26 protein-coding genes are annotated in these 24,768 nt (G+C 72.4%); 15 read left to right on the forward strand and 11 right to left on the reverse strand.

The window, feature by feature from the left end:
• Window positions 1-45: 45 nt before the first annotated feature.
• Window positions 46-960 carry a cation diffusion facilitator family transporter gene (locus ACIQFY_RS13240; RefSeq protein WP_400340454.1) on the reverse strand — a complete coding sequence of 305 codons (915 nt, stop codon included), beginning with the start codon at window positions 958-960 and terminating at the stop codon, window positions 46-48.
• Window positions 961-1,042: 82 nt separating this feature from the next.
• Between ACIQFY_RS13240 and ACIQFY_RS13245 the strand changes: the two genes are divergently transcribed.
• Both ACIQFY_RS13245 and ACIQFY_RS13250 read left to right on the forward strand, forming a co-directional pair.
• Window positions 1,043-1,246, forward strand: a complete 204-nt coding sequence (locus tag ACIQFY_RS13245) for a DUF4166 domain-containing protein (protein WP_400340455.1) — start codon at window positions 1,043-1,045, stop codon at window positions 1,244-1,246.
• Window positions 1,243-2,235, forward strand: coding sequence for an epimerase (locus ACIQFY_RS13250; RefSeq protein WP_209684251.1), 993 nt, complete (start codon window positions 1,243-1,245; stop codon window positions 2,233-2,235). The genes ACIQFY_RS13245 and ACIQFY_RS13250 overlap by 4 nt, the downstream gene beginning before the upstream one ends.
• On the opposite strand, the gene ACIQFY_RS13255 is transcribed toward ACIQFY_RS13250, so the two are convergent.
• Window positions 2,204-3,139 (reverse strand): EamA family transporter, encoded by a 936-nt coding sequence (locus ACIQFY_RS13255; RefSeq protein ID WP_400340457.1) that lies wholly within the window; start codon window positions 3,137-3,139, stop codon window positions 2,204-2,206. The two genes, ACIQFY_RS13250 and ACIQFY_RS13255, sit on opposite strands and share 32 nt — an antisense overlap.
• Window positions 3,140-3,210: 71 nt before the next feature.
• Here ACIQFY_RS13255 and ACIQFY_RS13260 point away from each other — a divergent pair, with 71 nt between their 5' ends.
• Window positions 3,211-4,122 carry a LysR family transcriptional regulator gene (locus ACIQFY_RS13260; RefSeq protein WP_251159945.1) on the forward strand — a complete coding sequence of 304 codons (912 nt, stop codon included), beginning with the start codon at window positions 3,211-3,213 and terminating at the stop codon, window positions 4,120-4,122.
• A gap of 146 nt (window positions 4,123-4,268) precedes the next feature.
• On the opposite strand, the gene purB is transcribed toward ACIQFY_RS13260, so the two are convergent.
• From purB to ACIQFY_RS13275, 3 genes are all read right to left on the reverse strand, one after another.
• Window positions 4,269-5,654, reverse strand: coding sequence for an adenylosuccinate lyase (purB, locus tag ACIQFY_RS13265; RefSeq protein ID WP_209684247.1), 1,386 nt, complete (start codon window positions 5,652-5,654; stop codon window positions 4,269-4,271).
• Window positions 5,651-6,163 carry a low molecular weight protein-tyrosine-phosphatase gene (locus ACIQFY_RS13270; protein ID WP_066657642.1) on the reverse strand — a complete coding sequence of 171 codons (513 nt, stop codon included), beginning with the start codon at window positions 6,161-6,163 and terminating at the stop codon, window positions 5,651-5,653. The genes purB and ACIQFY_RS13270 overlap by 4 nt, the downstream gene beginning before the upstream one ends.
• Window positions 6,164-6,279: 116 nt before the next feature.
• Window positions 6,280-6,678 (reverse strand): phage holin family protein, encoded by a 399-nt coding sequence (locus ACIQFY_RS13275; RefSeq protein ID WP_066651768.1) that lies wholly within the window; start codon window positions 6,676-6,678, stop codon window positions 6,280-6,282.
• A 50-nt stretch (window positions 6,679-6,728) separates the two neighbouring features.
• Here ACIQFY_RS13275 and ACIQFY_RS13280 point away from each other — a divergent pair, with 50 nt between their 5' ends.
• From ACIQFY_RS13280 to ACIQFY_RS13300, 5 genes are all read left to right on the forward strand, one after another.
• A complete protein-coding gene (locus tag ACIQFY_RS13280) occupies window positions 6,729-7,808 on the forward strand; it encodes a histidinol-phosphate transaminase (RefSeq protein WP_400340459.1) in 1,080 nt (359 codons plus the stop codon).
• A gap of 23 nt (window positions 7,809-7,831) precedes the next feature.
• Complete coding sequence (locus ACIQFY_RS13285) at window positions 7,832-8,965, forward strand: thiamine pyrophosphate-dependent enzyme (RefSeq protein WP_066651770.1); 1,134 nt, start codon at window positions 7,832-7,834, stop codon at window positions 8,963-8,965.
• 89 nt (window positions 8,966-9,054) lie between these two features.
• Entirely contained in the window at window positions 9,055-10,014 is a 960-nt protein-coding gene (locus ACIQFY_RS13290; RefSeq protein WP_066657646.1) for an alpha-ketoacid dehydrogenase subunit beta, read from the forward strand.
• Window positions 10,015-10,046: 32 nt separating this feature from the next.
• The gene (locus ACIQFY_RS13295) at window positions 10,047-11,642 is read left to right on the forward strand and encodes a dihydrolipoamide acetyltransferase family protein (RefSeq protein WP_400340461.1); all 1,596 of its coding nucleotides are present in this window, start codon (window positions 10,047-10,049) and stop codon (window positions 11,640-11,642) included.
• Window positions 11,643-11,762: 120 nt separating this feature from the next.
• Window positions 11,763-12,335 carry a GNAT family N-acetyltransferase gene (locus tag ACIQFY_RS13300; protein WP_326497181.1) on the forward strand — a complete coding sequence of 191 codons (573 nt, stop codon included), beginning with the start codon at window positions 11,763-11,765 and terminating at the stop codon, window positions 12,333-12,335.
• 12 nt (window positions 12,336-12,347) lie between these two features.
• Here ACIQFY_RS13300 and ACIQFY_RS13305 read toward each other — a convergent pair whose 3' ends face one another.
• The 4 genes from ACIQFY_RS13305 to ACIQFY_RS13320 all read right to left on the reverse strand — a co-directional run bounded on the left by ACIQFY_RS13305 (window position 12,348) and on the right by ACIQFY_RS13320 (window position 17,608).
• Window positions 12,348-13,625 carry an alpha/beta hydrolase gene (locus ACIQFY_RS13305; protein WP_400340463.1) on the reverse strand — a complete coding sequence of 426 codons (1,278 nt, stop codon included), beginning with the start codon at window positions 13,623-13,625 and terminating at the stop codon, window positions 12,348-12,350.
• Window positions 13,622-15,655, reverse strand: a complete 2,034-nt coding sequence (locus tag ACIQFY_RS13310) for a bifunctional lysylphosphatidylglycerol flippase/synthetase MprF (RefSeq protein ID WP_400340465.1) — start codon at window positions 15,653-15,655, stop codon at window positions 13,622-13,624. Before ACIQFY_RS13310 ends, ACIQFY_RS13305 begins: the two co-directional genes overlap by 4 nt.
• 128 nt (window positions 15,656-15,783) lie before the next feature.
• Entirely contained in the window at window positions 15,784-16,989 is a 1,206-nt protein-coding gene (locus tag ACIQFY_RS13315) for a histidine kinase (RefSeq protein WP_066651791.1), read from the reverse strand.
• Window positions 16,982-17,608 (reverse strand): response regulator transcription factor, encoded by a 627-nt coding sequence (locus tag ACIQFY_RS13320; protein WP_200884149.1) that lies wholly within the window; start codon window positions 17,606-17,608, stop codon window positions 16,982-16,984. Before ACIQFY_RS13320 ends, ACIQFY_RS13315 begins: the two co-directional genes overlap by 8 nt.
• Window positions 17,609-17,739: 131 nt before the next feature.
• On the opposite strand from ACIQFY_RS13320, the gene ACIQFY_RS13325 reads away from it, so the two are divergent.
• Window positions 17,740-18,474 carry a GntR family transcriptional regulator gene (locus ACIQFY_RS13325; protein WP_066651794.1) on the forward strand — a complete coding sequence of 245 codons (735 nt, stop codon included), beginning with the start codon at window positions 17,740-17,742 and terminating at the stop codon, window positions 18,472-18,474.
• A 121-nt stretch (window positions 18,475-18,595) separates the two neighbouring features.
• Here ACIQFY_RS13325 and ACIQFY_RS13330 read toward each other — a convergent pair whose 3' ends face one another.
• Both ACIQFY_RS13330 and ACIQFY_RS13335 read right to left on the reverse strand, forming a co-directional pair.
• Entirely contained in the window at window positions 18,596-19,048 is a 453-nt protein-coding gene (locus ACIQFY_RS13330) for a PTS glucose transporter subunit IIA (RefSeq protein WP_400340467.1), read from the reverse strand.
• Window positions 19,045-19,302, reverse strand: coding sequence for a PTS transporter subunit EIIB (locus tag ACIQFY_RS13335; RefSeq protein WP_268746776.1), 258 nt, complete (start codon window positions 19,300-19,302; stop codon window positions 19,045-19,047). Before ACIQFY_RS13335 ends, ACIQFY_RS13330 begins: the two co-directional genes overlap by 4 nt.
• 161 nt (window positions 19,303-19,463) lie before the next feature.
• On the opposite strand from ACIQFY_RS13335, the gene ACIQFY_RS13340 reads away from it, so the two are divergent.
• The 6 genes from ACIQFY_RS13340 (at window position 19,464) to ACIQFY_RS13365 (ending at window position 24,704) form a co-directional block, all read left to right on the forward strand.
• The gene (locus ACIQFY_RS13340; protein ID WP_400340469.1) at window positions 19,464-20,729 is read left to right on the forward strand and encodes a PTS transporter subunit EIIC; all 1,266 of its coding nucleotides are present in this window, start codon (window positions 19,464-19,466) and stop codon (window positions 20,727-20,729) included.
• A gap of 113 nt (window positions 20,730-20,842) precedes the next feature.
• The gene (locus ACIQFY_RS13345; RefSeq protein WP_400340470.1) at window positions 20,843-21,757 is read left to right on the forward strand and encodes a metal ABC transporter solute-binding protein, Zn/Mn family; all 915 of its coding nucleotides are present in this window, start codon (window positions 20,843-20,845) and stop codon (window positions 21,755-21,757) included.
• Between the two features lie 56 nt (window positions 21,758-21,813).
• Window positions 21,814-22,644, forward strand: coding sequence for a metal ABC transporter ATP-binding protein (locus ACIQFY_RS13350; RefSeq protein ID WP_271826745.1), 831 nt, complete (start codon window positions 21,814-21,816; stop codon window positions 22,642-22,644).
• The gene (locus ACIQFY_RS13355) at window positions 22,644-23,588 is read left to right on the forward strand and encodes a metal ABC transporter permease (RefSeq protein WP_066651805.1); all 945 of its coding nucleotides are present in this window, start codon (window positions 22,644-22,646) and stop codon (window positions 23,586-23,588) included. Before ACIQFY_RS13350 ends, ACIQFY_RS13355 begins: the two co-directional genes overlap by 1 nt.
• Complete coding sequence (locus tag ACIQFY_RS13360; protein ID WP_081984565.1) at window positions 23,585-23,998, forward strand: Fur family transcriptional regulator; 414 nt, start codon at window positions 23,585-23,587, stop codon at window positions 23,996-23,998. Before ACIQFY_RS13355 ends, ACIQFY_RS13360 begins: the two co-directional genes overlap by 4 nt.
• A 10-nt stretch (window positions 23,999-24,008) precedes the next feature.
• Window positions 24,009-24,704, forward strand: a complete 696-nt coding sequence (locus ACIQFY_RS13365) for an alpha/beta fold hydrolase (RefSeq protein WP_400340471.1) — start codon at window positions 24,009-24,011, stop codon at window positions 24,702-24,704.
• Window positions 24,705-24,768 lie beyond the last annotated feature (64 nt).

Raw genomic sequence — 24,768 nt, forward strand, 5'->3', positions numbered from 1 at the left:
CGCAGGCCCGGCCGACCAACCCGTCCCGACGCGTGCACCTCGTGCCTACGCGTGCACCTCGTGCTCGTGCCGCCGGTGCGAGACCGGTTCGAGCTGGAAGGTCGAGTGCTCGACGGGGACGTCGAAGTGCTCTGCGACGCACTGCTGCAGCGCGTCGAGGATCCGGGGCGCGTGCGCGGTCGAGAAGCAGTGGTCGTCGACGACGACGTGCGCCGTCAGGTTCGGCACGCCGGTGGCGACGAGCGTCGCGTGCAGGTCGTGCACCTCGATCACGTGGTCGAGCTCGAGGATGTGCGCGCGCACGTCGTCGAGGTCGAGCCCGGGCGGCGTGGACTCGAGCAGCACGTTCGCGGTCTCGCGGAGCAGCCGGACGGCCCGCGGCAGGATGAGCAGCCCGATCAGGATCGCGGCGATCGAGTCGGCCCGCTCCCACCCGGTGAGCGCGAGGACGACGGCGGCGGCGATCACCGCGACGGACCCGAGGGTGTCGTTCAGCACCTCGAGCCGAGCCGCCCGCGAGGTGAAGCCCTCGCCCGACGCCCGGGCGAGCACCGCGTAGGCGACGAGGTTGCCGACGAGTCCGACCACACCGAACACGAGCAGCGGGCCGGCGTGGACCTCGGCGGGGACGAACAGCCGCTGGATCGCCGAGACGACGACGAAGACGCCGACCGCGAGCAGGATGGCTGCCTGCGCCGTGGCGCCGAGCACCTCGGCACGCTGGTAGCCCCACGTCCGTTGGGCCGTCGGGGAGCGGCGCGCGAGCCGGGTGGCGACCAGCCCGATGCCGAGGCCGCCGGTGTCGACGACCATGTGCCCCGCGTCGACGAGCAGCGCGAGGGAGCCGGTGACGACCGCGCCGACGACCTCGGCGAGCAGGATGCCCGCCGAGATGCAGAACGCGACGAGCAGCGCGCGCTCCGAGGCGACGGCGTGCCCGTGCGCGTGGTCGTGTCCCATGCCTCGATCGTAGGCAACGAGGCCGACACCGTGCCACGATCGGCATCGTGACCCCGTCACCCAGCTTCTGGTCTCCACCCGGGTGACGGTCCGTGTGCTGGGACGTGCCCGGAGCCTCCCGGCCCTCGCCGCTCCGCGTGTCACGCTCGTGGAACGATTCGATGACGATGCCGACGTGCAGCGCGTGTCCCTGCGGCTCTCGGCGCCGCTGATCGGCACGCTGTACCGGTACGAGGGCGCCTTCCGCTACCGGATCGAGCCCGACACCGGACAGGGGACACCATGAGCGACGACACCACCCGCGCGCCGAGGGGCCGCGCCGTGATCGCGGGAGCGGGCGGCTTCGTCGGACGGTACCTGCAGCGTGCCTTCCGCGACGAGGGGTACGAGGTCGTCACGGTCGGTCGCACGGGCGACGCGGTGTGGGGCAACACGCTCCGGATCCGTGAGCTCGTCGACGGTGCCGCGATCGTGGTGAACATGGCGGGCAAGAGCGTGAACTGCCGCTACGGCCGTCGGAACCGAGCGGAGATCATGCGCTCCCGCGTGGACACGACGCTCGAGCTGGCCGAGGCGATCCGGACCGCCGAGCACCCGCCGCCGCTGTGGGTGAACGCCTCCACCGCGACGATCTACCGGCACGCGGACGACCGACCCCAGGACGAGGCCACGGGTGAGCTCGGCGAGGGCTTCTCGGTCTCGGTCGCGAAGGCGTGGGAGGACGCCCTGTTCAGCGCGGACCTGCCGCACACCCGCCGGGTCGCGCTCCGGATGGCGATCGTGTTCGGCGACGGGAGCGCCCTCGTCCCGCTGCTCCGACTGGCCCAGGCCGGTCTCGGCGGGCCGCAGTTCGACGGGGCGTGGTTCCCGACGCGTGCCCGGCTCCGAGCGGGCACGTACCACCACGACCGGCACACGCACGGGCGGCAGCGGTTCAGCTGGGTGCACATCGACGACGTCCTCGGGGTGATCCGGTTCGTGCGCGACCACGAGGACATCGACGGCCCGGTCAACGTCTCGAGCCCGGAGCCGTCGGACAACCGGACCGTGATGGCCACCATCCGCGACGCGGTCGGACGGCGCTTCGGGCTGCCGACCTGGCGGTGGATGCTCGAGATCGGATCGTTCGCGATCCGCACGGAGACCGAGCTCGTGCTGAAGAGTCGGTGGGTCGTGCCGACGCGACTGCTCGAGGCGGGCTACGAGTTCCGGTACCCGCACCTGCGCGGCGCGCTCGCCGGCATCATCGCCGAGCGCCGGCAGCACCGGGGCTGACCGGCACCGCCACCGCCGGCACCGCCACGGCCGGCACCACCCTCGCGGTGCGCGACGACCACAGCACGGCGACCACCACCACGGCACCGGCCACGACCTCGACCACGTCCGGCACCTCGCCGAACGCCGCCCACGAGGCGAGCACCCCGATCACGGGGACGAGCATCGAGAACGGTGCGACGGTGCTCGACGGGTACTTCCCCATCAGGCGCGACCAGATCCCGTACCCGACCAGGCTCCCCGCGACGACGATGTAGAGCAGGCCGAGGTCGGCCGGCAACGCCGACGCGGTGAACGCCGTGCCGAACGCCCGACCGACCCGTTCCGGCCCCTCGACGAGCAGCGACAGTGCGAACATCGGCACCGGCGGCACGACGGCCCACCACAGGGTCAGGTGCAGCGGGTTCACCGGACCGGTCCGCCGCGTCGCGACGTTGCCGAGCGCCCAGCCCAGCGCCCCGCACAGCACCAGCACGACCGGCAGCAGCGCCGCGGTCTGCGCCCGGTGCACCGCGATGACGCCGAGGGCCGCGACCGCGACGGACACCCCGACGACCTGACGGGCGGTGAGCTTCTCACGCAGCAGGACCCCGGCGAGCACGACCGTGAACGGCGCGGATGCCTGGATCACCAGCGACGCGAGCCCGGTCGGCATCCCGGCCGCCATGCCGAGGTACAGGAACGCGAACTGCAGGACGCCGAGCGTCGCGCCGACGAGCACGATCCACCGGAACGGGACCCTCGGCCGCGGGACGAACAGGATCGTCGGGACGGCCAGCAGGCTGAACCGGACGGCGGCGAGCAGGAACGGGGGCCAGTGGTCGAGGGCGATCGCGGTCGCCGGGAAGTTCAGACCCCACGCCACGGCGACGACGAGGGCCAGGATGCGGTCGCGGAAGAGCACGGATCGATCGTCCCGCACGAGAAGCGGTAGCACCAGCGCACGGTGCGACAGCATCGTTGTAGGGTCCCTGCATGGTCGGCTTCGACATCGCCCTGCTGCCGGTCCTCCGCGAGCTCGCGGAACGGGGGAGCGTCACCGCGGTCGCAGCAGCCACGCACCGCACCCCGAGCGCGGTGTCGCAACAGCTCCGCACGCTGCAGCGCCAGGCCGGCGTACCCCTGGTCGAGCGCGTCGGACGCGGCGTGCGCCTCACCGCGGACGGCCGGGCACTCGCCGACATGGCCACCGGTGTCGCGACCGCGCTCGCCACGGTGGAGTCAGCGTGGTCGGAGCACCTCGCGGGGGTGAGCGGGACGGTCGACCTCGCGGTGTTCCCCTCGGCGGCCGAGCTGCTGCTGCCGGGGCTCCTCACGCGCATGCGCGAGCACCCGGGCATCGTCCTCGAGCTCTCGGACGTCGACGTCAGCGAGGGGGAGTTCGCGCCGCTCACCGCCGACCACGACGTCGTCATCGGGCACCGCCCGGACGGTGCCCGCCGCCCCGACGGCGCCGTCGAGACGGTCGCGCTGCTCCGGGAACCGCTCGACGTCGCCCTGCCGCTCGACCACCCGCTCGCCGACCGGGAGCGCGTCGGCATCGAGGACGTCGTCGACGAGACCTGGATCGGCGTGCCCGAGGACTACCCGATCGACCGCGTGCTGATCGCGATGGCCGCGGCGTCCGACACCCCGCCGTCGGTGGCGTTCCGCACGATCCACCTGCCCGTCATCGAGAACCTGGTGGCCGCGGGGCACGGCATCGCGCTCGTGCCCCGGTACACGTCGGGCACGCGTGCGGCGGGACGGTTCCGGTTGGCGACGCTCGCCGACGTGCGGGCGGGCCGGCGGATCGAGGCGCTCACCCGTCCGGACCGCGCGGTCCGTCCCGCGGTCCGCACCGTCCTGGAGGCGTTGGTCGCCGAGGCACGGGCCGTCACCACCTGAGGTGGTGACGTGCGCGGCGGGGCCGCCCCGCGCCTCCCGTCCGCTGCGCCCGCTCGCGGTCTCGCGGAACGCAACGACGGCGGCCGCTCGCAGGGGTGTACCGCTGCGAGGAGCCGCCGTCGTTGCGTGTTGCGGAAGGGGTCGGACTAGACGTCCAGGCGGTCGACGAGCTCGTCGGCCAGGCCCGTGTAGGTGCCGGGCGTGAGGTTCGTCAGTCGTGCCTTGGCACCCGACGAGATGTCGAGGCCGTTCACGAACGCGACGAGCTCGTCCTGGCCGATGCGCTTGCCCCGCGTGAGCTCCTTGAGCATCGCGTAGGGGTCCTCGATGTTCGACTGCCCGGCGGTGACCTCGGCGCGGATGACCGTCTGGATCGCCTCGCCGAGCACCTCCCAGTTGTGGTCGAGGTCCTCGGCCAGCCGGGTCTCGTTCACCGCGATCTCGCCGAGCCCGCGACGCAGGTTGTCGAGCGCGAGCAGCGAGTGCCCGAACGCGACGCCGATGTTCCGCTGCGTGGTCGAGTCGGTCAGGTCGCGCTGCAGGCGGCTCGTCACGAGGGTCTCGGACAGCGTCGAGAACAGCGCCGACGAGATCTCGAGGTTCGCCTCGGCGTTCTCGAACCGGATCGGGTTGATCTTGTGCGGCATCGTCGACGACCCCGTGGCACCGGCCACCGGGATCTGCGTGAAGTAGCCCATCGAGATGTAGGTCCACACGTCGGTCGCCAGGTTGTGCAGGATCCGGTTCGCGTGGCGCACCCGGTCGTACAGCTCGGCCTGCCAGTCGTGCGACTCGATCTGCGTCGTCAGGGGGTTCCACGTCAGGCCGAGGCCCTCGACGAACTCCTTCGACAGCGCGGGCCAGTCGGCCTCGGGGTCGGCGGCGAGGTGCGCCGAGAAGGTCCCGGTGGCGCCGGAGAACTTGCCGAGGTACTCGCCGTGCTCGATCTGCGTCAGGACGCGCTCGAGGCGGTAGACGACCACCGCGAGCTCCTTGCCGAGGGTCGTCGGCGTCGCGGGCTGCCCGTGCGTGTGCGAGAGCATCGGCACGGCGCGGAGCTGCTCCGCCGTGGTGCGGAGCGTCGCCAGGACCGAGCGGTAGGCGGGCAGCCACACCTGGTCGACGGTGTCCCGCACCGTCAGTGCGTACGACAGGTTGTTGACGTCCTCGCTGGTGCAGGCGAAGTGCGTCAGCTCGGCGATGGCGTCGAGCCCGAGCTCGGACAGGCGGCGACGGACGAAGTACTCGACGGCCTTGACGTCGTGCCGCGTCGTGGCCTCGATCTCGGCGAGCTCCGCGATCTGGTCGTGGCCGAAGGTCTCGACGACCCGGCGCAGCGCTGCCTTGTCGTCGATGCTCAGCGGCGAGGTGGTGAACATCGCGTGGTCGGTCAGGAAGATGAGCCACTCGACCTCGACCACGATGCGTGCGCGGTTGAGGCCGGCCTCGGAGAGGTGCTCGCCCACCGTGTGCACGACCGGGTAGTACCGCCCGTCGAGCGGGCTGATCGGCTGCGGGGGAAGGGGGGTCATGGGGCTCCCTGACGGACTGCCGGTTCGAGTTGGCGGAAGAGCGCCCGGCAGGCACGCTCGACGGTCGAGAGCACTCGGTCGAACTCGTGCCGGTCCGCGTAGTACGGGTCCGGCACGTCGGCCTGCTGGGGCCAGGCGTCGTCGTACCGCAGCAGGAGCGTCACCTTGGCGGCGTCGTCCATGGTCGGTGCCCACGAGCGCAGGACGCGTTCGTGGGAGCGGTCGAGTGCGACCACCAGGTCGAGGTCCGGGAACCGGTCCGGGTCGAACTGGCGGGCGCGATGCCTGCTGCCATCGTATCCGCGCGCTGCGAGTGCCGCGATCGTGCGCTCGTCCGCGGGCTCGCCGACGTGCCAGTCACCGGTGCCCGCCGACTCGACGACGAAGCGGTCGGCCATGCCGGCGTCGGCGGCGACCTGTGCGAAGACGATGCCGGCCATGGGGGAGCGGCAGATGTTGCCGCTGCAGACGAACGAGACGCGGAACGGGGCGTCGGCGTCCGGGCTCATGTGCACATCATGGCGCACGGACGTGACGTCCGCGACGGCGGTCCGACCGGGAGGCACGGCGCGGCCCTCGCCGTCGGCACGCGTCGCGCGGGCGGCCGGCTCGGTGCGGCCCGCGGTCACGGACGCGGGCGGTTCAGCACCGGCCGCACGAACAGCCCGATCAGCCACGAGAACACGGCGAGCACGAAGGCACCGACGATGCCCCAGCCGAAGGACTCGACCTCGAGCCCGAAGCCGATCGCGTCCGAGATCCCGGCGACGATGAGCAGCAGCACGGCGTTCACGATCAGTGAGATCAGGCCGAGCGTCAGGACGTAGAGCGGGAACGCGACGATCCGGATGATCGTGCCGATGACCGCGTTCACGAGCCCGAACACGAACGCCACGAGCAGGAACGTGAGCACCACGGCGGTGGTGTCCCCGTCGCCGAACGGGGTGACGGTGACGCCGCTCACGATGAGCGTGGTGAGCCAGAGCGCGACGGCGTTGACGACGAGGCGGACGAGGAATCGCATGCCCTCATGATGCCCGTCGCGCCCCGGACGGTCCCCGGTAGCCTGAGCGCGTGACTGACGAGCGCGTGCACATCCGGCCCGAGGTGGCCGTCCTCCCCGCGTACAAGCAGGGGCGTCAGGCAGCGCCCGACGCCTTCAAGCTGTCGAGCAACGAGAACCCGTTCCCGCCGCTGCCGGGCGTCGTCGAGGCCGTGCAGGCGCAGACGGCCTACAACCGCTACCCGGACGCCACCGCCCTGGCCGTCCGCGCCGTGCTCGCGAACCGCGCCGGACTCACCGTCGACGAGGTCCACGTCGCGCCCGGCAGCGTCGCGATCCTGCACGAGCTGGCCCGGGCGACGAGCGGCCCCGGCGACGAGGTCGTCTACGCGTGGCGCTCCTTCGAGGCCTACCCGGGTGTCGTGACGGTCGCCGGTGCCACGAGCGTGCAGGTGCCGAACCGCCCGGACGGCGGCCACGACCTCGACGCCATGGCCGACGCCGTGACCGACCGCACCCGCATGGTCATCGTCTGCTCGCCCAACAACCCGACCGGTCCCGTCGTCACGGGCGCTGAGTTCGAGACGTTCATGGCGCGCGTGCCGTCGACCGTGCTCGTCGTGCTCGACGAGGCCTACGCCGAGTTCGTCACCGAGCCCACGGCGGTCCGTGGCACGCCGCTGCTCGAGCGGTACCCGAACCTCGTCGTCCTCCGCACGTTCTCCAAGGCGTACGGACTCGCGGGCCTGCGCGTCGGGTACGCGTTCGGTCCGGCGTACGTGCTCGACGCCGTCCGTGCCTGCGCGATCCCGTTGTCGGTGACGGCACAGGGCCAGGCGGCGGCGCTCGCGAGCCTGGAGCGCGAGACGGAGCTGCTCGACCGCGTCGCCGAGCTCGCGGCGAGCCGTGACCGCATCGTCGCCGCGCTGCGCGGCCAGGGCTGGGACGTCCCGAACGCCCAGGGCAACTTCGTGTGGCTGCCGACCGGGGAGCTGACGGCCCACGCGGCCGAGCGCTTCGAGGCCGCCGGCATCATCGTGCGGGCCTTCGGGAACGAGGGCATCCGGGTGTCGATCGGGGAGCACGAGGCTGTGGAAACGCTCCTCGAAACGGCGGGGTCGCTTGTGGGGGACCTCCAGGCGGCCCGGTAGGCCCTGGCGTTACGCTGACCGACATGTCATTCCACGCCGCGGCCCCCGCGACGGCCACCGTCCGGATCCTCGACCCCGAGGGCCGGTTCGTGGAGACCGACGAGAACGCCGAGTACGCCGCCGTCGCGCGGACGATCCCGGACGAGACCCTGCTGGCGATGCACCGCCGCATGGTGCTCACGCGTCGGTTCGACCACGCGGGCCACAACCTCCAGCGCACCGGTCAGCTCGGCCTCTGGGTCCCGAGCCACGGACAGGAGGCCGCGCAGGTCGGCTCCGTCTTCGCCCTCCGCGCACAGGACCACGTCTTCCCGTCGTACCGCGAGCACGCCGTCACGATGCACCGCGGTGTCGAGCCGATGGAGATCATCGCGATGTACCGCGGCCAGACGCACGGCGGCTGGGACCCGGACGAGCGCGGCAACACGCACATCTCGACGCTGGTGATCGGGTCGCAGACGCTGCACGCGACGGGCTACGCGCTCGGTCAGCAGCTCGACGGCGACGTGGGCACCGGTGACCCCGACCGCGACGCCTGCACCATCGTCTACTTCGGCGACGGCGCGACCAGCCAGGGCGACGTGAACGAGGCGTACGTCTTCGCCGCGTCGACGAAGGCCCCCGTCGTCTTCTTCCTGCAGAACAACCACTGGGCGATCTCGGTGCCGGTGTCGGTGCAGTCGCCGACCCCGCTCGTCGACCGCCCGCGCGGCTTCGGGATCCCGAGCGTCCGCGTCGACGGCAACGACGTCCTGGCGTCGTACACGGCGTCCCTCGTCGCGACCGACCACGCCCGCTCCGGGCAGGGGCCGGCGTTCGTCGAGGCCGAGACCTACCGCATCGGTGCGCACACGAGCTCCGACGACCCGACCCGCTACCGCCTCGACGACGAGCTCACCTCGTGGGTGGAGCGCGACCCGATCGCCCGTTCGGCCGCGTACCTGCGCAGCCGCGGCGTCACCGACGAGCAGCTCGCGCGCTTCGACGAGGAGGGCGAGGACATCGCCGCCGACGTCCGACGGGCGACCGTGGCCCTGACCCCGCCGTCGGTGGACGTCATGTTCGACAACGTGTACCGCGAGCCGCACCCGGTCACCACCGCGCAGAAGGCCTGGCTCGAGCAGTACGAGGCCGGGTACGAAGGGGGCTCCCACTGATGAGCACGACCGAGCAGCTCTTCGACTACACGCTCCGCGCCCACCCCGGTGCGGGCGAGGTCCCCAGCGAGCCCGTGCAGACCCTGCCGATGGCCAAGGCGCTCAACGCCGGCCTCGCCGCCGCGATGGCCGCGGACGACAAGGTCCTGCTCATGGGCGAGGACATCGGCCAGCTGGGCGGCGTCTTCCGCATCACCGAGGGCCTGCAGGAGCGGTTCGGTGCCGAGCGCGTCCGTGACACCCCGCTCGCCGAGGCCGGCATCATCGGCACCGCGATCGGCCTGGCACTGCGCGGCTACCGTCCGGTGGTCGAGATCCAGTTCGACGGCTTCGTCTGGCCGGGCTTCGACCAGATCACCTCGCAGCTCGCCAAGATGCAGAACCGCCTGCCGCAGCACATGTCGCTGCCGGTCGTCATCCGCATCCCCTACGGCGGGCACATCGGCGCCGTGGAGCACCACCAGGAGTCCCCGGAGGCGTACTTCGCGCACACCCCGGGCCTGCGCGTGGTGAGCCCGAGCACGCCGAACGACGCGTACTGGATGATCCAGGAGGCGATCGCGTCGAAGGACCCGGTCGTGTTCCTCGAGCCGAAGTCCCGCTACTGGCCGAAGGGCGAGGTCGACCTCGTCGACGGCCACGTCCCGATGCACACCACGCGCGTCGCCCGGACCGGCACCGAGGTCACCCTCGTCGGCCACGGCGCGATGGTGGCGACCCTCATGCAGGCTGCGGACATCGCCGAGGCCGAGGGCACCAGCTGCGAGGTCATCGACCTCCGCTCCATCTCGCCGATCGACTGGGAGCCGCTGCTGACCTCGGTCCGCAAGACCGGCCGGGTGGTCATCGCGCAGGAGGCCTCCGGCTTCGTCAGCGTCGGCAGCGAGATCGCCGCGACCGTCGCGGAGCAGTGCTTCTACACGATGCAGGCGCCGCCGATCCGGGTCTCCGGGTTCGACGTCCCCTTCCCGGTGTCGAAGCTCGAACACCTCCACCTGCCGGACGCGGACCGTGTCCTCGAGGCCGTCGACCGCGCCCTCGCATACTGACCGAGCCGACCAGAACGTTCGAAGGAGCCGCAGTGCCCGCCGCCGAATTCCCCCTGCCCGACGTGGGCGAAGGCCTGACCGAGGCCGAGATCGTGCAGTGGCGCGTCGCGATCGGGGACGAGGTCGCCGTCGACCAGGTCCTGGTCGAGATCGAGACCGCGAAGTCGCTCGTCGAGCTGCCGTCGCCGTTCGCCGGGACCGTCACGGGGCTGCTCGTCTCCGAGGGTGACACCGTCGAGGTCGGCAAGCCGATCATCCGGGTCGACTCGGACGTCCAGGTCGCGTCGACGTCCGCCCAGCCGGGAGGCCCGTCCACCGTCGCCGACAGCGCCCCGGCCTCGCCGGACGTCGCCGTCACCCCGCCTGCCGCAGCGGCCGCTCCGGCTCCCGTCGCGCAGACGCCGCCGGCGCCCGTGCAGCAGGCCCCCGCGCAGCAGACCCCGCCGGCACCGGCCGCGCCCGCAGCGGCAGCTGCTGCTCCGCAGCCGCGACACGCGGCTCCGTCGCAGCCGGTCGCGGACCACGCGACCGTCGTCGGCTCCGACGAGTCGTCCGGCGCCGTCCTGGTCGGCTACGGCTCCGCGACCACGTCCCCGTCCCGCCGGAAGCCGGGCGCCCGCCGGGCCGCAGCGCTCGCCGCCGAGGCGAGCCGTGCCTCCAGTGCGGACGCCGTCGCCGCGGCCGAGGCCGCCTCGGACCCGGGCGAGGACAGCATCTCGCAGGCCGTCGGCGAGCAGGGCTCCCGACCGCGCAAGGCCGTCGTGTCGGGCATCGTCCTGGCGAAGCCGCCGATCCGGAAGCTCGCGAAGGACCTGGACGTCGACCTGACCGAGGTCGTGCCGACGGGTCTCGCCGGCGAGGTCACGCGCGACGACGTCATCCGGCACGCGAAGCAGGCCGGCGTCTTCCGCAACATCGAGACGCCCGAGTGGGGCGACGTCCGCCGCGAGACCATCCCGGTCAAGGGCGTGCGGAAGGCCATCGCGAAGGCGATGACCACGTCGAAGTTCACGGCGCCGCACGTGTCCCTGTTCGTCGACGTCGACGCGACCCGCACCATGGAGTTCGTCAAGCGCCTGAAGTCCTCGCCGACGTTCGCCGGTGTCAAGGTCTCGCCGCTGCTCGTCTTCGCCAAGGCGGTCATCTGGGCCGTCCGTCGGAACCGGTCGGTGAACTCGACCTGGACCGACCAGGAGATCATCGTCCACCACTTCGTGAACCTCGGCATCGCCGCGGCGACCCCGCGTGGGCTCATCGTGCCGAACATCAAGGACGCGCAGGACATGTCCCTGTTCGAGCTCGCGAAGGCGCTCGAGGACCTGACGCTCACCGCCCGCGACGGCAAGACCACGCCGCAGCAGATGGCCGACGGCACCGTGACGATCACGAACATCGGTGTCTTCGGCATGGACACCGGCACACCGATCCTCAACCCGGGCGAGGTCGCCATCGTCGCGATGGGCACGATCAAGCCGAAGCCGTGGGTCGTCGACGGCGAGGTCCGCTCGCGCATGGTGACCACGATCGGTGCATCGTTCGACCACCGGGTCGTCGACGGCGACGTGGCCTCGCGCTTCGTGCACGACATCGCTTCGGTGCTCGAGGAGCCGGCGCTGCTGCTCGACTGACGCCTGCACGCCCGTCACCGGTCCGGCCCCGGGCTGCGCGAAGCCGCAGTCCGGGGCCGGATCGCGCGGACGTCGCGTGGTGTCCACCCACTTGTCGGGGGTCGGGGTGATGATCGGACCATGGCCCACCAGCTCCTGACCCCACAGCAGGAGATCCGGACGGATCGCCTGGTGCTGACACCGCTCACGCCCGCCGACATCGACGACGTGCACGCGGTGTTCTCCGACGCGCGGACCTGGGGACACCTGCCCTCCGGGCGGCACACCGACCGTGCGACGACGGTCGACCTCGTGCAGCGCAAGATCGGCGGTCGGGCCCGGTACGGCCTCGGTTCGTGGACGGTCCGCACGACGGACGGAGCGTTCGTCGGGGTCGGCGGCGTCGACATGACGACGTCGGGGGTCTGGAACCTCGGCTACCGGTTGGCTCCCGCGGCCTGGGGGAACGGGTACGCCGGCGAGCTCGCGCGCGCAGCCGTGGCCGAAGCGCACCGCGCAGCTCCGTGCGCACCGGTGACCGGCCGGGTGCTGACGAACAACCCGGCGTCGGCCGCTGTGCTGCGGAAGGTGGGGCTGTCGCTCGTCTGGCAGGGGTCGGCGTCGGTCGCTGCTCCGGACGGCGTGCTCGGTCAGGTGTGGACCGACCGCGAACTCACCGACGACCAGTTCGCCTGGCTCGTCCGCAACGCCTGAGGCGTGCTCCCGTCACCCCGCTGCGGACAACGCGGCCGCGAACGGCCCGACGTACGTCCGGAACGACCACTGCACGGTGTTCCAGTCGTGACCGCTGCCCGGCGCTGACCCGATCTCGACCCGGGCCCCGGCCTCCCGCGCGGCCGCACCGAGCTCCCGTGCGTTCTCGCTGAACTTCCGGTCGGACGACCCGGCGGTCAGCCAGAGGGCGTGGCCGTCCAGCCCGTGCTCCCGCATCTGCGCGATCGGTGCCGCCGCCCGCCAGGCCGCCACGGATCCGCCGAACGCCTGGTCGGCGCTGTGCTGCGGGCCCTGGTCGATCGGCTGGAGCTCGCTCGACACCGCCAGCGCCGCACCGAAGGCGGACGGGTGCCCGGTGAGGAACTGCATCGTGCACGTGCCGCCCTGCGAGAACCCGGTCAGCCCCCAGGCCTTCCGGTCGGTCGTCGCGGGCAGGTTCGCGTGGATCCAGGTCGGCACGTCCTGCGTCACGTAGGTCGCGACGTTCCCGAGCCGGGAGTCGACGCACATCGTGTTCCTCCCCGGCGCGGAGAGCTGGTCGACGCTGACGACGATGGGCGCCCGACCGTCGTGCGCGCGGGCGTAGGCGTCGAGGGGCTCCGCCAGACGACCGGCGGTGAACAGGTCCCCGGGCGCACCCGGCTGCCCCGAGAAGGCGATGACGACGGGCAGCGGTCGCGGGTCCCGCACCAGTGCCGCCGGCGGCAGCCAGACGACGGCCGGCCGCGCGTCGAAGTGTGAGCGTGTGCCGGGGATGGTCGCGGTCCGGACGATCCCGGCGGTGGGCATCGCGTCGAGGGGAGCGGCGTCACGGTCGTAGGCGGGCCACGGGTCGCTCTGCACGACGGTGCCGAGCGTCGGGTACTTGGCGAACTCGACGTTGATGCCGAGCGCGGGCACGACGAGCGCCGCCGGCACCAGGACGATCGCGAGCGCGCGACGCCATCCGCCGCCCTGCACCAGACCGGTGACCGCGAGGGCGAGTGCCGCGCCGGCGAAGGCGCTCCACATCTGCGTGATCGGGCTCAGCGCGACGCCGAACAGGTCGACGACCTGCGTGGTGAACCAGCAGGCGGCGAGCACGACGAGCGCGGCAGCGGCAGCGATGCCGGCGCGGAGGGCCGCTCGGCGCCAGGCCTGCCGCGACCGCCACTGCCGCACGGCGGGCAGCAGGACGGCGGTCGCGAGCACGGCGAACGCCAGGTCGGCCGGCACGAGCTTGTTCGGTGCCTGCAGCTGCGTCGCGAGCAGCCACTCGACGGGGCTCACGAGCGGGCGGCCGGCTGCTCAGCCGCCGGGGCGACGTGCGCCTGGCGGAGCGCCCACAGGTGCTTGGGACGGAGTCCGGGCACGTACGCGCTGGTGAGTGCTCGAGCCACCCGGGGCGCCTGCAGCGCGCTCGGGACGACGAGCCAGAGCGGCTCGTGGCGCGCGCCGAACTTCTCCTTGAAGCGCTGCAGCGACCGGAAGCCGTAGACGGGCTCGAGCGCCCGGGCGAGGAGCGCCGACCCGCGGGCCACCCAGGACCCGGCGTCGGTGTGCGGTGCGAGCGGCGTGCCGGAGAGGCTGATCGCGGTGAGGCCGGCCTCGCGGGCGCGCAGGGCGGTCCGGGCGATCAGGAACTCCATCACCCCGGGCATCCCGTCCTCGCCGCGTCGCATGACGTCGAGCGTGTACCCGGTCAGGGCACCGTGCTCGTACACGGGCAGCCAGCTCGTCACCGCGGTCACGCGACCCTCGGCGGTCACGGCGAGCAGCAGACGGACGTCCGGGTCCTCGAGCTCGCGGAACCCACCGAGCGTGAAGCCCATCTCCGGCAGCCGACGGTCGGCTGCCCAGCGGGTGCAGATCGCCTCGACCTGCGCGCGCTGGTCGGCGTCGAGGGCGGCGAGCGTGGTCCACTCGTCGCGGAGCCCTTCGCGGTCGGCACGGTTGGACGCGGTGCGCAGGTCCTGGCGCTTCTTGCCGCGCAGGTCGAACGTCGTCACGTCGAGCACGGACTCCACGCCCACGGGGAAGGACGCCCACCCCTCGGCCGCGAGGATCGCCCGCACCGGTTCGTGCACGCTCGTGAACGCGGGGGTCCAGCCGTTCCGCTCGCAGGCGCGGGCGAACGCGGCGACCACCTCGGCCCGGTCCGCGGCGGCGCACGCCGGGTCCGACACGGTCAGGGCGACGTCGCCGCGCACGCGGTAGGCGACGGCACCGAGTCCGTCCGGGTGCGTCCAGGTCGCGTTGCCCCGCCAGGTGCCCATGTGCCCGAGCGTGCCCGCGTCCCCCTCGCGGAGCATGCCGAGGTAGTCCTCGCCGCAGGTCGGCGTCGCACGGAAGCGAACGCGCACCAGCTGGCCGCGGAGCACCACGATCGCCAGGAGCACGGCGGCGGGGACGGCCCAGGCCCCGAGCAGCGTGACCTGCCACTCGACCTCGTCGGTCGTCAGACCCTGCCACTGCACGAAGCCGTCCTGCAGTGGTTCGATGAGGAACACGTCGGCGAGCACGGCGGACAGCGTCACCAGCAGGCCCGCCGCCAGGACGAGCCCGGTGCGACGGCCGCGCTGGACGAGCCAGGCGGCCCCGACCAGGAGCACCCCGACGAGCACGGTCGCCCGGTCGCTCATGGCATCGGCGAACGGCGACAGGACGCCGTCCGGCTCCGGCACGACGAGCGTCACCAGGGTGCCCGCGCCGAGGGCGACGAGCGTCGCGACGACGACCGAGCGCGGGTGGGTGACGACGGTCCGGTCGGTGCGCGGCGCGGTCGGTGCCGGCCGGGAGGCGCGGCGCACCACGAGCGCGCCGGCGGCGGTCCCGAACAGGGTCGCCAGGGCACGCGCGGTGTCGGAGCCGTGGCCGGCGAACAGCACCAGGGTGAGCACGACCGTCCACAGGACGGCCCGGACACGACGTCGGCGGGCCGGCGGCATCGTGGCGGAGGCCGCGGCGAGCAGGGCGGTCGCGACGGCGGACGGGGCGAACAGCGGCTCACCCGCGGCGGCCTCCGCGTGGGCCTCGCCCATCGCCGACCCGACCGTCACCGCCAGGAAGGTGACGCCGACGGCCGCGAGCGGGGCGCCCACGCCGACCAGGACGGTGCGCAGCGACCCGAGCGTGCGTTCCGCGAGCACCGTGACGGCCACGACGACCGCGAGGGCTGCCCAGGCGACCGGCGGGTGGTGCGGGAAGTCCGGCTCGGCGTGCGCGACGCGTGCCGTGACGGCGAGCAGGACGGAGGCGACGCCGACGCCCACGGAGACGGGGTGTCGACGGATGCTGGCGACGAGCGCTGACTGGACCACGCTGCCATCACAGCCGACCCTGCCGGGTCGGTGCATCGGGCGGTGGCGTGAACACGGGTGGCCGATCGGCCACCGACCGTCCCTCGGAGGGCTGGTCACCCGTCGTCCGCCGCTCGCTCGCCCGGCCGTCAGGGGGTGGGGACGCTCGGTCGGTGCTCGACGGGCAGGCGCAGGTGCAGCGCGAACCCGTCGCCGGGCTGCGGTCCCGAGTCGAGGCGGCCGCCGAGGAGCGACGCGCGTTCGCCGAGCCCGATGAGCCCCAGACCGGACCCGGGCAGTTCGAGCCGGTCGGCACGTGCGGGCCCGTTCACGAGGTCGACGAGCACCTGGTCGCCGTGCAGCCGACCGCTGATCCGGACCACGGCGCCGGGGGCGTGCTTCCGGACGTTCGTCAGGCCCTCCTGCACGAAGCGGTAGACCGCGCGCTGCACGGGCAGGGGCAGGGTCTCGGGCAGGTCGACGGCCGCGTCGGTCTCGAGCCCGCTCGCGGCGACGAGCCGGGGCAGGTCGGCGAGCACGGGCTGCGGGGCGATCTCCCGGTCGGTGCCGCCGGACGCCCGGAGCACCTGGACCATCTCGCGCAGCTCCTGCAGGGTCACGACGCACAGCTGCCGGATCGTCCGCGCGAACGCCCGCTCCTGCTCGTCGCGCCCGGCCATCTGCACGCCGCCGGCCTGCACCGCGATGAGGGTCACCTGGTGCGAGACGACGTCGTGCATCTCGCGCGCGAGCAGGGCGCGTTCGCGGGAGAGGGCGACCTCGGCGGCGCGACGCCGTTCCTCGGCACGGGAGGCCCCGAGCTCGGCGATGCGGTCGACCAGGTCCGCGCGGGTCCGCACGAGCAGGCCGATCGAGAGCGGGCCGAGCGCGAAGATGAGCGCGTACACGATCGACACCACGATCTCGTCGAGCTGCTGCGGCGGGCCGACGACGAAGCCGCTGAACCCGACGAACTGCACGACGGCGGCGAGCAGCATGAGCCACCGGCGGTCCGTCCGCTCACCGAGCGTGAAGAGGGCGATGCTCGCCGCGACGACACCGGAGCCGATGAAGAGCCCGGGCATCGTGAGCGCGAAGGCCAGGACGGGGAGCCGCCGACGGAGGACGAGTGCACCCGCCGCGACGAGCGACAGGGTGATCTCGGTCGTCGTGGCGCCCGCGATGTCGAGCACGGCGTCGACGACGGCGGCCGCGAGGAAGAGCGCGTCGACCAGCCACCACGGGGCCGGGTGGGCACGCGCACGACGGAGGCCGACGTCGACGAGTGCGTCGAGCCTCCCGTCCGTCCGCGCCAGCAGTCGTCGGACGCGACCGGACGGAGCGGGCTCAGCCATCGAGCAGCCCGGCCTCCGCCGCGCGCAGCGCGAGCTGGACGCGCGTGGTGACGCCGAACGCGGCGAGGAGGGCGCGGACGTCCTCCTTCACGGTGCCCGTGCTGACGCCGATGCGCTGACCGATCTCGGGGTTGCTGGCACCCTCGGCGACGAGCCGCACCACGGCGTGCTCGCGGTCGGAGAGCTCCGGCGCCGGCGTCGACGGCCGGTGCGCGAACAGGCGGGTGCGGTCCACGCCCGGTGCCAGGACGATGCCGCCGCGGGCGAGCGCCCGGACGTACTCGGCGAGCGACTCCGGGTCGGTGTCCTTGAGCAGGAACCCGGCGGCCCCGGACTCCATCGCCCGGGTGACCACCTGCGTGTCGGTGTCGAACGTGGTGAGCATCGCCACGGCGGGCGGCTCGGGCAGCTGCCGGAGCGCGGCGAGCACCTCGAGCCCGTTCACCCGGGGCATGCGCACGTCGAGCAGGACCACGTCGGGGGCGTGCCGGCGCACGGTCTCGACGGCGTCGACGTCACCGCTCGTGGCGACGACGTCGATGTCCGCCGCTGCGCCGAGGATGAGTTCGAAGCCGTACCGGACGAGCGTCTCGTCGTCCACGATCACCACCGAGGTCACGGGCGTCATCTTGTCACGGCGTTGGCTTCTCGCATCCTGATCGCTACTGTGAGGACAACTGGTCATGTCCGCACAGGACCAGCTGGGCGAGGACCGCCCGGAGTCGACGAGCACCGGAGCACGAGGACCGCATGACGAGCCGCATCACCGAGGGGGCCGAGCCGAAGCACCAGCAGCTGCGGCGGATCCTGCTCGACCTCGCGACCGCCCGACTCGCGCCCGGCGCGGCGATCCCCTCGGAGCGGCAGCTCATCGCCGAGTACGGGGTGTCCCGGATCACGGTGCGCGAGGCCCTCGGACAGCTCGTCAACGAGGGCTACCTGGAGCGCGTGCGCGGCAAGGGCACCTTCGTGGCGCACCGTCCCGTGCAGTCGACACTGCACCTGGCGTCCTTCACCGAGGAGATGCGTGCGCTCGGCCACGTCCCGACGACCGTCGTGCTGGTGCGCGAGGAGCGGGTCCCGCCGGCCGACACCGCGGCGGCGCTGCGCCTCGACGAGGGCGACACGGCCCACCACCTGAAGCGCCTGCGGATGGCGGACGGCGCACCGGTGTCCGTCGACGACGCCTGGCTCTCGGCGACGGCGTACCCGGGCCTGCTCGACCAGGACCTGTCCGGGTCGGTGTACTCGCTCGCGGCGGACACGTACGGCGTGCCGATCGACCGGGCGCAGCAGACGGTGGCGGCGAAGCCCGCGGCCGACGACGTCGCGACGCTGCTCGGGACCAGGACCGGGGCGCCCCTGCTCGAGTTCGACCGGGTGTCGTACTCGGGGGACCGGCCCGTCGAGCACGCCCGGTCCTGGTACCGGTCCGACCGCTACCGGGTGCAGATGGAGGTCACCGCCCGACGGCCGGGGGCGTAGCGCGCGCTGCCGCCCGCCCGCCCCCGCGGCCGGAGCCGAGCCTCGGCTCCGCGGACAGGTTCGCGTTCGTGCGCCCGCGAAGACGTCCGCGGGGCCGAGACTCGGCGGGGTTCCCCCGCGGTCAGACCGTGTAGAGCGTGGCGCCCTCGGGCACCGTGGTGCCGACCGAGCCCTGCTCGACCGAGTCCGGCGCACTGCCGAGCACCACGACCGGGCAGACCGGGGAGTAGCCGGCGGCCTCGATCACGCTCGGGGTGAACCGCACGACCGGGTCGCCGGCGTGCACGGTGTCACCCTCGGCCGCGAGCAGCTCGAAGCCCTCGCCCCGCAGCTTCACGGTGTCGATGCCGACGTGCACCAGGACGTCCGTCCCGGCGGAGCCCTGCAGGGCGAAGGCGTGCGGGTGGAGCTTGACGATCGTGCCGTCCACCGGGGCGACCGCGGTCACCGGACCCGCGACACCCGTCGGGTCGACGGCGACCCCCGCACCGACCAGCTGCCCGGCGAACACCGGGTCGGGCACGTCGGCGAGTGCGACGACCGGGCCCGCGAACGGGGTCCGGACCGCGGTCACAGTTCGTCCTGGATGTCCTGTGCGAGGTTGTCCGCGATCGGACCGACGATGACCTGCCACCCGGTGCCGCCGCCGACGACGGCCTGCGCGCCCGCTGCCTGCAGGGCGGCCTTGTCCACGAGGTCGCCGTCCTCGACCTCGACGCGGAGGCGCGTGATGCAGCCCTCGACCTCGTCGATGTTGTCCGCGCCACCCAGTGCGGCGATGATGTCGGCTGCCTTGATGTCGGCCATCGTTTCCTCCTCGTTGCGGATTCCGTGCCGGGTTGACACGCATCTGGTCACCGGTTCAGACTACGGAACTGGTCATGACCGGACAGGACCGGACCCGGCGGTACCGCCGAGGCTACCCGGGGTCCTCGCATGACTCAACTCACCCCTGCGCCCAGCTCCACCCGATGACGAGAGGAACGCCGATGAGCACCGCTGCTGCAACGGACGTGCCGGACAAGAAGACCCCGAAGAAGCAGTCCAGGCTGTTCGCGAACGCCCAGCGCCTCGGTCGGAGCCTGCTCCTGCCGATCGCGGTCATGCCGGCCGCGGGCATCCTGCTCCGCCTGGGGCAGTCCGACATGCTCGGCGCCATCCCCGGCTTCGAGCAGGGAGCCTCGATCGTCGCTGCGGCCGGCAACGGCGTCTTCACCTGGCTGCCGCTGCTCTTCGCGGTGGGCATCGCCATCGGCTGGGCGAAGAAGTCGGACGGGACCACGGCGCTCGCCGCGGTCGTCGGCTACATGGTCATGTACGAGGTCTGGAAGGCCATGTCGCCGATCGTCCTCGCGGGGGTGGAGGATGCAAACGGCGAGCAGGCCACCATCAACTTCGGTGTCCTCGGCGGCATCGTGATGGGACTCGTCGCGGCCGTGCTCTGGCAGCGGTTCCACCGCACGAAGATGCCGGACTTCCTCGGCTTCTTCTCCGGTCGCCGTCTCGTCCCGATCCTGACGGCCGTCGCCGGTCTCGTCATCGCGGTGCTCATGTCGTTCGTGTACCGCTACTTCGACATCGCGCTGACCGCAGCGGGCCAGGCCGTCGCGGACAACGCGGTCATCGGTGGTGGCGTCTTCGGCTTCGTCAACCGCATGCTCATCCCGATCGGCCTGCACCAGCTGCTCAACTTCTTCCCGTGGTTCCAGCTCGGCAGCTTCACGGCGGACGGCGTGACCTACCACGGCGACATCGCGCGGTTCCTGGCCGGCGACCCGACCGCGGGCATCTTCCAGACCGGCTTCTTCCCGATCATGATGTTCGCGCTGCCCGCCGGTGCGCTCGCGATCTGGCGGAACGCCAAGCCGCAGAACCGCAAGGTCGTCGGCGGCATCATGATCTCGGCCGCACTCACGTCGTTCGTGACGGGCATCACCGAGCCGCTCGAGTACTCGTTCATGTTCGTGGCGTTCCCGCTCTACGTCATCCACGCGGTCCTCACCGGGACCTCGCTGGCGCTGGTCAACGCGCTCGGGATCCGGGACGGCTTCTCGTTCTCGGCCGGCGCGATCGACTACGTGCTGAACTTCGGCAAGGCCGACGGGGCGATCTGGCTCATCCCGATCGGCCTGGCGTACGCGGTCGTCTACTACTTCCTGTTCTCGTTCGTGATCAAGAAGTGGAACCTGCGGACACCGGGCCGCGAGGACGACACGATCGCCGAGAGCACGATCGACGCGGCCACCAAGCCCTGATCGCTCGCTGATCCTGCTCCGGACGGGAGGCGCGGTACCGGCTGGCACCGCGCCTTCCGTCCGTCGGTCGGCTGATTTTGACAACCGTTATCAGCAAGCCGTACGCTCGCACCATGCAGAACCGTCGCCTCCTCGCCCTGCCGCTCGTCGCCGGCGCCGCAGCCCTCGCGCTGAGCGGCTGCGCCACGTCCTCCGCCTCCGGTGACGCCTCGGGTGACGGCACCGTCCGGATCGTCGCCTCGACGAACGTCTACGGCTCGATCGCGCAGGAGATCGGCGGCGACGACGTCGAGGTCACGAGCATCCTCGACGACCCGTCGCAGGACCCGCACTCGTTCGAGTCGAGCGCGAAGACGCAGCTCGCCGTGTCGAAGGCCGACCTGCTCATCGAGAACGGCGGCGGGTACGACGACTTCATGACCACCCTGGCGAAGGCCTCGAACACGACGGCCGACACGATCAACGTCGTGGAGCTCTCCGGGCTCGACCAGGGCGGCGACGCGGAGTTCAACGAGCACGTGTTCTACGACTACCCGACGATGGTGAAGCTCGTGGCCGACCTCGAACAGCGCCTGACGAAGCTCGACTCCGCGCACGCCGACACCTTCGAGCGGAACGCGAAGACCCTCACCACGAAGCTCGACGACCTCGAGTCGCAGACCGCCGCGGCCAAGGAGGAGGTCGACGGTGAGGAGGTGTCGTACACCGAGCCCGTCCCCGGGTACCTCTTCGACGCGATGGGGCTCGACAACGTGACGCCCGAGGCCTTCGCCGAGGCCATCGAGGAGGGCGACGACGTCCCGCCGGCCGCGCTCAACGACACCCTCAAGCTGTTCACCGGCAAGCAGGTGCGGCTCCTCGCCGTGAACGAGCAGACCTCCAGCCCCGAGACCGAGCAGGTCCAGAAGGCCGCCGAGCAGGCGGACATCCCGGTCGTCGGTGTCACGGAGACGCTCCCGAAGGGGGAGGATTACGTCTCGTGGCAGCAGGCGAACATCGACGAGATCACGGGGGCGCTCGCGAAGTGACCGCGGTCCAGACCCCCTCGCGAACCGCTGCGGCCCCCGGCCGTGGCGGTTCCGCCGTGCTCGCCCTCCGTGACGCGGCGCTCTCGTACGGGTCGCGGACCCTCTGGTCGCACCTCGACCTCGACCTGGCGCCGGGCGAGTTCGTCGCCGTGCTCGGGCCGAACGGCGCCGGCAAGACCTCGCTCCTGCGCACCGTGCTCGGCCAGCAGCGCCTGACGGGCGGGACGATGTCGTTCCTCGGGCAGCCCGTCCGTCGCGGGCACCGGAGGATCGGGTACATCCCGCAGCAGCGCCTCATGGAGTCCGGCACGCCCCTGCGCGCACGGGACATGATCGCCCAGGGGGTGACCGGCTCCCGGTGGGGTGTCCTGCCCGCCAGCCGGGCCGAGCGCGCTCGGGTCGACCGCATCCTCGACGAGGTCGGTGCGACCGCGTTCGCCGACGCCCCGGTGGCCGAGCTGTCCGGCGGTGAGCAGCAGCGCACCCGCGTCGGACAGGCCATCGCCGCGGACCCCGCACTGCTCCTCTGCGACGAGCCGCTCATCTCGCTCGACCTCCGGCACCAGCGGGGCGTCACCGAGCTCATCGACCGGCAGCGTCGGCAGCAGGACGCCGCCGTGCTCTTCGTCACCCACGACGTCAACCCGATCCTCGACGTCGTCGACCGGGTCCTCTACATCGCCGGCGGGCGCTTCCGCATCGGCGCCCCCGACGAGGTCCTGCGTGCCGACGTGCTGAGCGACCTCTACGGCACCCCGGTCGACGTCGTCCGCACGATGGGACGGATCGTCATCGTCGGCGCGAACGAGGCCCACGACCAGACCGGGGCGCACCACCACTGCGATGCCGACCCGCACGCCACCACCCCGGACGAAGGACGCATCTGATGGACGTGCTGTCGACCGTCTTCTCGTTCCAGGACTACGGCGAGCTCCTGGTCCTCGTCCAGAACTCGATCTGGGCCGGCGCCGTGCTCGGCATCGTCGGCGGGCTCATCGGCCCGTTCGTCGTCGCGCGGAACATGCCCTTCGCGGTGCACGGCATCTCGGAACTGTCCTTCGCCGGGGCCAGCGCCGCCCTGCTGTTCGGCGTCAACGTCGTCACCGGGTCGCTCGTCGGCTCCGTCGTCGCGGCGCTGCTCATCGGGCTGCTCGGCTCGCGGGCCCGCGACCGCAACTCGATCATCGCCGTGCTCATGCCGTTCGGTCTCGGGCTCGGCATCCTCTGCCTCGCGCTGTACAAGGGCCGGGCGGCGAACAAGTTCGGGCTGCTGACCGGGCAGATCGTCTCGGTCGACAACCCGCAGCTGACCTCGCTGGTCGTCGTCTCCGCGATCGTCGTCGTGACGCTCCTGGTGATCTGGCGCCCGCTGATGTTCTCGTCGGTCGATCCCGACGTCGCGGCCGCTGCCGGGGTGCCCGTGCGGACCCTCGCGATCGTGTTCATGCTCGCGCTCGGGCTCGCGACCGCGGTGTCGGTGCAGATCGTCGGCGCGCTGCTGGTGCTCTCGCTGCTCGTCACCCCCGCTGCCGCCGCGCTCCGCCTGACCTCGCACCCGGTCGTCGTCCCGGTGCTCTCGACGGTGTTCGCGGTCGTGTCGGTCGTCGGTGGCATCCTGCTCGCACTCGGCGGCGGACTGCCGATCAGCCCCTACGTCACGACGATCTCGTTCGTGATCTGGGTCGTCTGCCGGATCGTCGGCAGCCGCAGGGACAGACGCGGACGCGACCGCATCGCGGACCGTGAGCAGACCGACGGAGGCGTGCCGCGCCTCCCGACCGGGACCGACGCGTCGACCGACGCGACCCGCAGGGAAGGAGTCACCGCGTGAACGCCGTGCAGAAGCCGAAGCGGAACACCTGGCAGCGGGAGGCCGTGCGCAGCGCGCTCTCCGGCACCGAGGGGTTCGTCAGTGCGCAGGCACTCCACCAGCACCTCCGGGACGGTGGTTCCACGATCGGGCTGGCGACCGTGTACCGGGCGCTCGCCGACCTGGCGACCGAGGGCGACGCCGACTCGCTGCAGCAGGACGGTGAGTCGCTGTACCGCGCGTGCACGACCGACGCGCACCACCACCACCTGATCTGCCGGAACTGCGGCCGCACGGTCGAGATCGAGGCGGACCCGGTCGAACGGTGGGCGCAGGAGGTCGCAGCGGCGAACGGCTTCACGAACGCCAGCCACGTCGTCGACATCTTCGGCGAGTGCGCGGTCTGCACCGCGGCGCGCACCGGCGAGTAGCCTGCCGCGCATGCACGTCATCCTGGTGCCCGGGTTCTGGCTCGACGCGAGCGCGTGGGACGAGGTGGCGCCCGTGCTGCAGGAGGCCGGACACTCCGTCCAGGCGATCACGCGGACGGGCGACACGCTCGACGAGCAGGTCGCCGGGATCGTGGCGGTCCTCGACGCCGTGGCCACGCCGGACGAGCCCGTCGCGCTCGCCGGGCACTCGGGTGCGGGTCCGATGGTGCTCATGGCCGCCGATCGACGACCGTCGCTCGTGGCGCACCTGCTCTACGTCGACACGTTCCCCGGGCCGGACGGCGCCGTCGTCAACGACGAACTGCCCGTGGTCGACGGGGTCGTACCGCTGCCGTCGTGGGACGTCTGGGAGCCCGCGACCGTGCGTGACGTGACGCCCGCGGTGCGGGAGGACCTCGAGCGCCGGGCGGTCCCGGAGCCCGCGGCCGTGGCGTCCGACCCCTTCCACTACTCCGACCCCGCGCGGCACGCGATCCCGGCGACGGTGGTGTCGTGCGAGGTCCCGGCGACGGACCTCGCGGCGATGGTGGCGGAGCACCACGCGTGGACGACGGAGCTCGTCGCCGTCGAGGACCTGACGATCGTGGGCCTCGAGACCGGGCACTGGCCGATGGTCACGGCTCCGCGGGAGCTCGGCGCGCTGCTGGTGCAGGCGCTGGCGCCGCGGCCGACCGCGGGACCGTAGGCCGCGGGCGCGTCCGGGCGCGTCCGGGCCTCCTGGCCGTCCTCGTCGCACGACTTGCCGTGCG

The sequence above is a fragment of the Curtobacterium sp. NPDC092190 genome, assembly GCF_044755625.1.
Taxonomy (GTDB): Bacteria; Actinomycetota; Actinomycetes; order Actinomycetales; family Microbacteriaceae; genus Curtobacterium.

Excerpts from the sequence above, each read along its gene's own strand:
- ACIQFY_RS13240 (WP_400340454.1), bottom strand. The coding sequence starts at position 960 with ATGGGACACGACCACGCGCACGGGCACGCCGTCGCCTCGGAGCGCGCG.
- ACIQFY_RS13250 (WP_209684251.1), top strand. The coding sequence starts at position 1,243 with ATGAGCGACGACACCACCCGCGCGCCGAGGGGCCGCGCCGTGATCGCG.
- ACIQFY_RS13260 (WP_251159945.1), top strand. The coding sequence starts at position 3,211 with ATGGTCGGCTTCGACATCGCCCTGCTGCCGGTCCTCCGCGAGCTCGCG.
- purB (WP_209684247.1), bottom strand. The coding sequence starts at position 5,654 with ATGACCCCCCTTCCCCCGCAGCCGATCAGCCCGCTCGACGGGCGGTAC.
- ACIQFY_RS13270 (WP_066657642.1), bottom strand. The coding sequence starts at position 6,163 with ATGAGCCCGGACGCCGACGCCCCGTTCCGCGTCTCGTTCGTCTGCAGC.
- ACIQFY_RS13275 (WP_066651768.1), bottom strand. The coding sequence starts at position 6,678 with ATGCGATTCCTCGTCCGCCTCGTCGTCAACGCCGTCGCGCTCTGGCTC.
- ACIQFY_RS13285 (WP_066651770.1), top strand. The coding sequence starts at position 7,832 with ATGTCATTCCACGCCGCGGCCCCCGCGACGGCCACCGTCCGGATCCTC.
- ACIQFY_RS13290 (WP_066657646.1), top strand. The coding sequence starts at position 9,055 with ATGGCCAAGGCGCTCAACGCCGGCCTCGCCGCCGCGATGGCCGCGGAC.
- ACIQFY_RS13300 (WP_326497181.1), top strand. The coding sequence starts at position 11,763 with ATGGCCCACCAGCTCCTGACCCCACAGCAGGAGATCCGGACGGATCGC.
- ACIQFY_RS13315 (WP_066651791.1), bottom strand. The coding sequence starts at position 16,989 with ATGGCTGAGCCCGCTCCGTCCGGTCGCGTCCGACGACTGCTGGCGCGG.
- ACIQFY_RS13325 (WP_066651794.1), top strand. The coding sequence starts at position 17,740 with ATGACGAGCCGCATCACCGAGGGGGCCGAGCCGAAGCACCAGCAGCTG.
- ACIQFY_RS13340 (WP_400340469.1), top strand. The coding sequence starts at position 19,464 with ATGAGCACCGCTGCTGCAACGGACGTGCCGGACAAGAAGACCCCGAAG.
- ACIQFY_RS13345 (WP_400340470.1), top strand. The coding sequence starts at position 20,843 with ATGCAGAACCGTCGCCTCCTCGCCCTGCCGCTCGTCGCCGGCGCCGCA.
- ACIQFY_RS13355 (WP_066651805.1), top strand. The coding sequence starts at position 22,644 with ATGGACGTGCTGTCGACCGTCTTCTCGTTCCAGGACTACGGCGAGCTC.
- ACIQFY_RS13365 (WP_400340471.1), top strand. The coding sequence starts at position 24,009 with ATGCACGTCATCCTGGTGCCCGGGTTCTGGCTCGACGCGAGCGCGTGG.